Annotated in this window: 7 protein-coding genes and 2 pseudogenes; 1 reads left to right on the forward strand and 8 read right to left on the reverse strand. The window is 62.5% G+C overall.

What is annotated here, in order from left to right; all coding sequences use genetic code 11:
* The 6 genes and pseudogenes from VJX68_RS17595 to VJX68_RS17620 form a co-directional block, all read right to left on the reverse strand.
* A pseudogene (locus VJX68_RS17595) lies at positions 1-602 on the reverse strand (phage tail sheath subtilisin-like domain-containing protein); the annotation flags it as partial.
* 25 nt (positions 603-627) lie between these two features.
* Positions 628-1,449 carry a Gp37 family protein gene (locus VJX68_RS17600; protein WP_324097030.1) on the reverse strand — a complete coding sequence of 274 codons (822 nt, stop codon included), beginning with the start codon at positions 1,447-1,449 and terminating at the stop codon, positions 628-630.
* A gap of 1 nt (position 1,450) precedes the next feature.
* On the reverse strand, positions 1,451-1,885 hold the full coding sequence (locus tag VJX68_RS17605) for a gp436 family protein (protein ID WP_324097031.1): 435 nt from the start codon (positions 1,883-1,885) through the stop codon (positions 1,451-1,453).
* Positions 1,886-2,040: 155 nt separating this feature from the next.
* Positions 2,041-2,985 (reverse strand): Mu-like prophage major head subunit gpT family protein, encoded by a 945-nt coding sequence (locus VJX68_RS17610; RefSeq protein WP_324097032.1) that lies wholly within the window; start codon positions 2,983-2,985, stop codon positions 2,041-2,043.
* Positions 2,986-3,026: 41 nt separating this feature from the next.
* Entirely contained in the window at positions 3,027-3,509 is a 483-nt protein-coding gene (locus VJX68_RS17615) for a hypothetical protein (protein WP_324097033.1), read from the reverse strand.
* A gap of 55 nt (positions 3,510-3,564) precedes the next feature.
* The gene (locus VJX68_RS17620) at positions 3,565-4,704 is read right to left on the reverse strand and encodes a phage protease (RefSeq protein WP_324097034.1); all 1,140 of its coding nucleotides are present in this window, start codon (positions 4,702-4,704) and stop codon (positions 3,565-3,567) included.
* Between the two features lie 370 nt (positions 4,705-5,074).
* Between VJX68_RS17620 and VJX68_RS17625 the strand changes: the two genes are divergently transcribed.
* Entirely contained in the window at positions 5,075-5,881 is an 807-nt protein-coding gene (locus tag VJX68_RS17625; protein WP_324097035.1) for an ABC transporter ATP-binding protein, read from the forward strand.
* Between the two features lie 355 nt (positions 5,882-6,236).
* Here VJX68_RS17625 and VJX68_RS17630 read toward each other — a convergent pair whose 3' ends face one another.
* Together VJX68_RS17630 and VJX68_RS17635 are read right to left on the reverse strand one after the other, a co-directional pair.
* Positions 6,237-7,016, reverse strand: a complete 780-nt coding sequence (locus tag VJX68_RS17630) for an SBBP repeat-containing protein (protein WP_324097036.1) — start codon at positions 7,014-7,016, stop codon at positions 6,237-6,239.
* Positions 7,013-8,130 (reverse strand): annotated as a pseudogene (locus tag VJX68_RS17635) (hypothetical protein); the annotation flags it as partial. The gene VJX68_RS17630 and the pseudogene VJX68_RS17635, both read right to left, overlap by 4 nt.

Raw genomic sequence — 8,130 nt, forward strand, 5'->3', positions numbered from 1 at the left:
AATGCTTGCAGCCCCGTGTACACGCCACCCGTGATCGCCCCGATGACGTCAGCGTCCGCGACCTTCGACGGATCCGCATAGTTGAATGCAATCAGCACGCTCGCGCCGGCGGCGATATGTCCTCCGGATCCCGCGGGCGCGATTGCGATCGCGCCGTTCACGGCGTCCAGCGTATAGTCAGTGCCTACGGCATACGTAGTACCCGCCGGATTACTAGTGACTACCATGTTCGACACGCCCATGTGCCCGAGGTTGATGGCTCCTTGCGCGTTGAAGGTGAACGCGGTCGCAGCTATCGCAGTGAAATGCCGGCTGGGATCGAACACGTTAACGACAATCGCCTGTCCCGCTCCCTGCGCCTGGATCGCTGCCAGCGCGTAGGGAATCGAGTACCCGCGAACCAGAGGTCCAAACTTTGCCGCGTCGAGTGCCGACGAGACCAGCGTCGGCGTGTTGATCGCTGCCACGACCGACGGCGATTCCACCGCCCACGCCGGCGCCGTCCCTACCAGTCCAATCACCGCCGACTTGACGACGGTGACGGGGACCGGCCCGTTAGGCACTTCGATTACTTCAACTCCATGCAGGAAACTGGCTGGCATGTATCACCTTACTCAGTTGGATCGATTAGTTAGTCGGTTCGCTCTGGCCCGTTCTTGCAATAGCCACTTCGGCGTATACGTATGCGATCTGAACGGTCTCGCCGGCGGAAATTGCGCCACCGGGAATCGCTGTGACTGTTCCGTTTGCTCGATCGACCGTGAAGTCCGTACCCTCGGTCAGCGCCGCGCCGCCCGGCCCCGTTATACTCACGGCAAACACGTTGCCGTTCGGAAGCTGAACCTGCAGGCTCGAATTGAATGTGTACGCCACCGCACCGAGCGTGATCGAAGTCTGCCCCCCTTCTTCCAGCGCGACGCCTTTTACGAAGAGCGGGAAATCATCCGGCTGCGAGGCTTCGACCGCCACCGTGCTCAACGCAAACGTCGACGCGTACGTCCACACCCCGCCCTGCTTGTCGCGCTTTATGAATTTCTCGCGCACCGGGTACAGCTTGCGGCAGCCCGCAATCTGATATCCGGTCAGCGCTGTGCGGATGCCCTCGATGATCCCGTACGCGCCAGGACTCGGCCCCAACGGGTCGCCGCCGACCGCCCATCCAAGGTCGCGCATCATCACCGCGATCTCGAACTCGAGTTTGCGTTCCTGGATTATCGCCGCAGTGTCGAGCAACTCGCCGTACTGCGCGCCTTTGTACATCACCAGCGCGGCGCCCACGCGATGCGTCATGCGCCACGTTTCCGGGTTGTCTGGGTAGTGCGCGATTTCGATCGAGCTGATTTGCGAACGCAGCTGATTGACGATCGCATCTTCGATTGTCGCGATATCGATCGCGGTCGGCGGTGTGAACACTGCGCCGGTCCACGGCGCGTCCAGCATGACGCCCATTTCAATAGCCTTTCAGTTTTCTGCGATCGAAAACCCGCTTCGGCCCCTGCACTGATTCCACCACGTCCGCCAGCGGCGGCTCCTGGCCATCGGCCGACAGACCGAGCGTGAGCTCGCCGGCGGCGACTTTGGTCAGCATCGCGATCGCGTCTTGATAGCGCTCGCGCGCGTCTTCAAGATCGTGAAGCGGCCGCAGCGACTGCAGCCGGTACATCGCGATGTCGGTCGTGAGACGGTTCAGAACCGCCGGCGGATCCGTCAGCGGAAGCGCGAAGCGCCCTTCAATATATCCGTCGATTTCCGCGGAAGCGTCGGCGAGAGCCTGTGTGATAGGAACATCGTTCACCGTAGTCGCGGTTGGATCTTCATTAGTCAGTTGGACAAGGTCGCGATTAGGGTATCGGTTGATTACGTCTTGCGCGGTAGCGTAACTCACTGTCGTAACCTCATCGAATCGTAAGTGACTATTCCGCCGGCTGGTCTCTCCGCGGGCGCCGGACAACTGATTTGCGCCCGCGGAGAGTGGCCACACACTCCGGCGGGGAACCCGCGGCACGCCGGCTCAGGGAAACTGGATTCATCGCCGCGTCCTTACGCCAGGAACTCACTGACGATAAGGTCCGCGCTGTTGCGCCAGATGTTCGAAGTCGCGACGTTCGCGCTCGCGCCGGCGCCGGCCATGAACTCGGAGTTCAGCAATTGACGCGCGACTTCTTCGAGCGTCGGCGGCACCAGCAGATACACGCCGCTGCGGCTCGACAGTGCGCCGAACGGCTGTCCCGCATCGGTTTTGAACGCTCTCATCGCCGCGCGCGCCGCCCCATAGTTGGTGGGATTGCTCAGGTCGGTGTTGCTGGCGTATGCGAGCTGCCACAGCCCGACTCCGGTGTTGGCGCTCCCATCGACGCCGTAGCGAAACTCGCGCCGGTTGAAGACCGCCTCGTCCGCGACGTTAGTCATTCGCGTCACTGCGTATTCGCGCCGCAGCTGAAAGATGAACGGGCGAATCACCCGCGACGCATCGATGAGGTACCAATACGCACCCGACCCGCTCGAGTTGATATTCGCCGCCGTACTCCCGCTTTGGCCCATAAGGCCGACCGGATGACTCGCCGAAAAAAACGGCACTCCGTCGAAGCCCACGACGTCGCCTGGATTCGCGATCGCGTCCTTGATCATCGCGAACAGCAGCATGTCGGGATGCACCTTGGTGTCCCACCCGAGCTGCTCGATGATCGGCTCGTACGCGCCGTAGGTATCGTCTTCGATATCATTGCGATCGATCGCAACTGTATCTTCGAAGTTCCGATTGACTATTGTGTACTCATGCGTCTCGAGCGCCTGGATTACTCTGTCGCCCAGCCATTCGCGGAACTTGGTAGTGCGGCCGAGCCACGGATAGGTAGTCTGGCGCGACGCCGAACGGACCACGCTCGTGATTTGCTCGTAGTAGGACGGCGGCTTCTCGAAGCCGCGCTGGAAGACGACGTCGAAGCCGGTAAACAATGAGGTCAGATTCGCTGCACTGATTTCCATCTAATTGATCCTTCTCTTCGTTTTCTGCGTGAAGATTTTCATCACGCTGCTGCCGTCGACTGATGCCAGAAATCCACCCAAACCTGGCCGCTCGGATCGATTGCGACCACAACTCCGGCCGCGGCGTATTGCTGGACGGTCGCGCCGCTTGCGCGATCGGTCGCGGTGACGTTGTTGTCGTCGAGCGAGAAGCAGACCAGCCCGACCTGCCCTGCGCCGACCGAGCCGTCGGTCGCGTAGAGGAACACGCCCTTGCGCGCTGTGATTGAAATCGCGCCCGCCGCGCCTGGGTTGTTGATCGCGTTCTGGCCCGGGATTCCGTTCGTCACGTATTCCGCGCGGCCAACGACTTTGAGTGCGTTGGCCACGGTCGTAGTTGCCGAGGCCGGCACCGCGTTGCCGGCCGCGTTCAGCGCGACCATCCCGCCGAGGTAAACGTTGGTGTTCGCTTCGACCGGGTAAGTGCGCATCCTGCCGCCATCGGCCATCTCGGGCGTGTTCCGCGCATTGGTTAGAGCCGCCATCTTTTCACCCTTGTTGATGCGCGCCGGCGGCCTTCAGAGCCGCGCGCGGCGCGAGTTAGTCCTGGTTGTTTCGAATATCGTTGCTGCGGATTTTCGCGTTTCGGAGCTCGGCATCGGCGCGTTCGAGGCTCAGGAAGTCTGCGCGGCCGCGCTTGCGTCGGATGAACTCCGAATGATTGAGGCCGAGCTGCGCGCATATCGCGAGTTCCGCCGCGTTGAGCGCGCCCGCTCGCCGGTCCGCCGGCGGCGCGCCGGCGAGTCCCAGGTTCTCGCCCACGATCGACGGCTGCTTGGCCGCGAACGCCTGGAATCCGCGCGCGTCCGCCGCGCAGTACGCGATTGCCCACTCGCGCTGCGCCGGCACGATTTTGCCCGCGCGAATCGCCTCTTCCACCGTATGCGCGGCGCGCTCGCGCACGCGCTCGGCCTTGAGCGCGTTGAGCTCGGTGACTGTCCGCTCGAACTCCGCAATCGCCACGTAATGCGCCGGATCGTGCGCATGGGCGCCAACCGCCGGCACAGCAGCATCACCTGCATTCCGCAGCTCGCGCACCTTGGCGACGACGTCGGCGACCGTCGCGTCGCCATCGAGGTTGAGCAGCTCGCGCAATTCCTGAGTTGGAAATTCCATGCGTTGGTCCTTCGCGTCGGCGGACGCTGTGCACGACGCCGCGATCGCGGTCAAGTGAAGGTTTGGATTGTTGGTGAGGCCGGCGCGCAGCAGGCGCGTCACGCTTCCGTCTTTCGGATCGAACTGGAACACCGGCGAGACGTAGCGGTACTCGCGCGCCACGATTGAACTCGCCGCCCGCGCGGTCCATTCGACGCGCCCCCACACCGCGCCGCCCCGCACTTCGAGCTCGCGAATCCATCCGGCTGCCGGAGCGGGGCGTCCTTCGGGCGCGCCGAAGTCGGTGGCATGGTCGTAGTCGATGGGGATGCCCGCGTTCATCTGCATCGCGGTGGTGGACGCGATCACGGCCGCGGGATCGTCGAGGCGAAAGGGCCCGCGTCCGTCGCGGCCATAAAACACGCCAGACGGCAGCAGCTCGATCCATTCGGGCGCTGACGCGGTTGCTTCTTCCGGCGATTGCGCGGAGGCGGGCGCACCGGCGGTATCGATCACGAACGAAGGAATCAGTTTGCCCGCCCGCGTCTCGCTCTCACCGCCGGTGCGTGTAATGAGGTGTTCCATCGAGGCGCATTGTGCCTCGCACTTCGAAATTGCATAAGGCTGAACAGTTCATCCCTGAACTTTTGTGGCTACCGGGAGGATTATCGCTGCTAATGGCAGGGGTTTTGTCTTCCTGAACACGGCAGTATCGCGAGCGCGCTTGTCATCCTGAGCGGAGCGAGCGACGCGAGACTCATTCGTCATATATGGACCTAGCCCAGAAGCAAGCAACGCGACCGCCCCCTCTGTCATCCTGTCCGAAGCGAGCAACGCGAGCGCATGGAAGGATGACAAAGCCTTCCCAGGTGGGAAGGGGAACCGGACGGGGAGAGAGGAGACAGAGATGCGCGCCTCGCATTCATACACATCAGGCTGTTAGAAATCTCCCTCTATGAAGTCTGGTTCGGCCGTGATCGAAGTCAGCGCGCTGCGGGTTGAGCGCGAGGCGGTCATACTTGAATCCATCGATTGGCGGGTGGAGCGCGGGGAGCATTGGGCGATTCTTGGCGCCAATGGTTCAGGTAAGACCTCGCTGCTGCGAGCGCTTACTGGGTACCTGCCGCCGACAGCCGGGCAAATTCGCGTGCTGGGGGAGACTTACGGGCGGTTTGACTGGCGCGAGCTGAGGACCCGCATCGGACTGGTCAGTTCGAGCGTGCATCAGATGATGGAAGACAGCGAGACGGCTCTCAAAGCCATCGTTAGCGGACGCTACGCGCAGATTGGTTACTGGGGTGAGATGCGCGACGAGGACCGCCGCGCCGCCGACGCGATCCTGCGGCGGATCGAGGCCCGCGAGCTGCGCGAGCGTCCGTGGCGATTTCTTTCGCAGGGCGAACGCCAGCGCGTGCTGATCGGGCGCGCATTGATGGCCTCGCCGAGGCTCTTGATCCTCGACGAGCCGTGCGCCGGACTCGACCCCGTCGCCCGCGAGCACTTCCTCCAGTTTCTCAGCCGCCTGGCCCGCGCCCGCGGCGCGCCCACGATGGTGCTGGTCACCCATCACGTCGAGGAGATCGTCCCGCTATTCTCGCACGTGCTGGTGCTCAAGGCGGGACGCGTGCTCGCGGCCGGACCGCGCGCGCGAGTACTCACTTCCGCAACTCTGTCGAACGCGTTCGCCGCGCCGGTACGCCTCACTCGCGCGCGCGGCAGATACGCGCTTTCGGTGCGACCGCATCGGGGAATAGTAATCTGAAGATAGTCATGTTTCCGACCAGCCAAAAGCGAGAGATAAGGCGGCAGAAACAGAATCTTGAATCGCGCGCGCAAAAAATGCGCGCTGTACAAGGACCCTCACCTTCATCCTCTCCCTAACAGGGAGAGGAGACGGAAAGGAACCTAACCGCTGACCCCTTCCCATCCCATAGTGGGAAGGGGGACTGGAGAGAGATTGTGCATGAATCGCAGAACCCTCACCTAACCTCTCCCGTGAAATAACGGGCGAGGGATTGGAGTCCGAACGGGGACCGGATTTTGGGCCAAGGCTAAAGCGGCGAGCCTGATGGCTCGCCGCTTCGCGTGCGTGCGGTGGTTAGATGCGGCCCGTCAAGCTAGGGCGACTTCGCGTTGATCTTCACCTTGATCCCCTTCTTGTGCGTGGGATCGTCGCTGGTGATCTTGAAGCTGTCGGAGCTCTTTCCCTTCGCCTTCGGCGAGTACGTGATCACCAGATTGTCGTGTCCTCCTGCCGGGAGCATGAACGCCCCTCCGCCCGTTTCCGTGAACGGCGGGGTTTTGGGGGAACGGTGACGTGCAGTGGACCCGTGCCAGTGTTGCTGATCGTGATGGTTGCCGTCGCTATCGCCGAGGGAGAGGCGTTCAAGGTCAGCTTCTTCGGGTTCACCGAGATGCGACCGCCTCCCGGCGTAGCGGTCGCGGTCGGCGTTGCGGTCGCCGTAGCGGTCCTGGTTGCCGTCGCGGTTGCCGTGGCAGTGGCTGTTGCCGTCGCAGTCCTGGTCGCCGTCGCGGTTGCTGTAGCGGTCCTGGTCGCAGTAGCCGTTGCTGTCGCCGTCGCGGGTTGCCGTCGCAGTCCGGGTATTCGTCGCAGTGGCCGTCGGCGTCGGCGATCCAGTTGGAGTCGCGGTCGCGGTCGGCGTCGGACAGGTGTTTCCCGCAGGATCGAGCACCGTTAGAAACGCGTTGCTGCTCGTTTGAGCCGCTGCATTATTTGCGAACTGGTATGCGTTCGGCGTGGTTGGGAAGTCCGTTGAATAGGTCAACCCGGCCACGAAAATTTGATTTCCGCCCGAATCGTATGCCAGCCCTCCCCCAACGTCCGCGGTCCCCGAACCGCCCAGCAGGGTCGAAAAGGGAACCTGGTTCGCGTTCACTGTTGTCTGCGTCGTGTCGATCGCGGATACGAACGCGGTGACGGGAACATTTGTGGTCCCGACACCTTTGACTGTAAACGGGATGCCGGCACTGGTATTCGTGGTTTTGCACGCATTGCTGCTGGTATCGAATGTGCCTCCCCCAAAGGCCGATGTGGTAAGACCGGTGACATAGACGATGCCGTTGTGTTCGGCCATGGCGCCGATTGCGTCTCCAGTCCCGAATAGGCACCCCAAAAGTTCGCTAGACAAAGTCCGCCTCCACCGAAATACGTCGAATAGGTGACCTGGCCAGGTCCGGCGGTGCTGCTGGGAGTTAACTCAGTGATGATTCCTGTCGTCGCTGGCGGGCCCACATTTGCCTCAGGCTGGTTCGTGTTGAAAATCGGGGGATTCGTCGTGTTGACGCCCGCCACGCCGTTCACAGGAAAGTCCGTCGAGGCCGTCGTTCCAGCGATCCACAGGTTTGATCCGTCGATGACGATTCCAGTGCCAATGTCGCCGATCGCAACACCCGCAAGACTGTTGTTGCTACCCGAGCCACCCAAGTAGGTACCGTACGTCAGCGAGCCTGAACCGCTCACGGTCGGATTGATCATGGCGACGAACGCCATGCTGGTTTTGTTGCCACCGCCCAGGAAGGTGGACTGCGCCGGGTGCGCGCTGAGAGGGATTCTGCTGACCCCACCGGCGGCGCCCGAAAAAGTAAGGCCTGTGATCGCCACCTCTGTCGCAGATGCGACAGCGATGCCGAGGCCGGCATCGCCAGCCTTACCATTCGCGGTCCCGCCGTAGAATGTCGAATAGACGGGCGTGCTGCCGGCTCCGTCCCCTCCCACGACCACCATGAACGCGTTGCTCAAGCCGCCCTCGCCGGTCGCGAGTTCGGTCTGTAGACCGTTAACCTCTACGAACCCGTCCGATGCTGCCGTGCTCTGGGTCGATCCGACGATGTACGCATCGCAATCCGACGCGCATCCGGGCACAAGCGCCACCCGCGCCGCCGTCGCGTTTTCAGACCCGGGGATGTAGCACGAGTATTCGAGGCTATCGCCCCCCGCAAGCAGTTCGCTCACGAAGCCAACATTGGTGCTTGCAGCACCTCCATTATTTT

This window comes from Binatus sp. (SeqCode) (assembly GCF_035272065.1).
Classification (GTDB): Bacteria; Desulfobacterota; Binatia; order Binatales; family Binataceae; genus Binatus.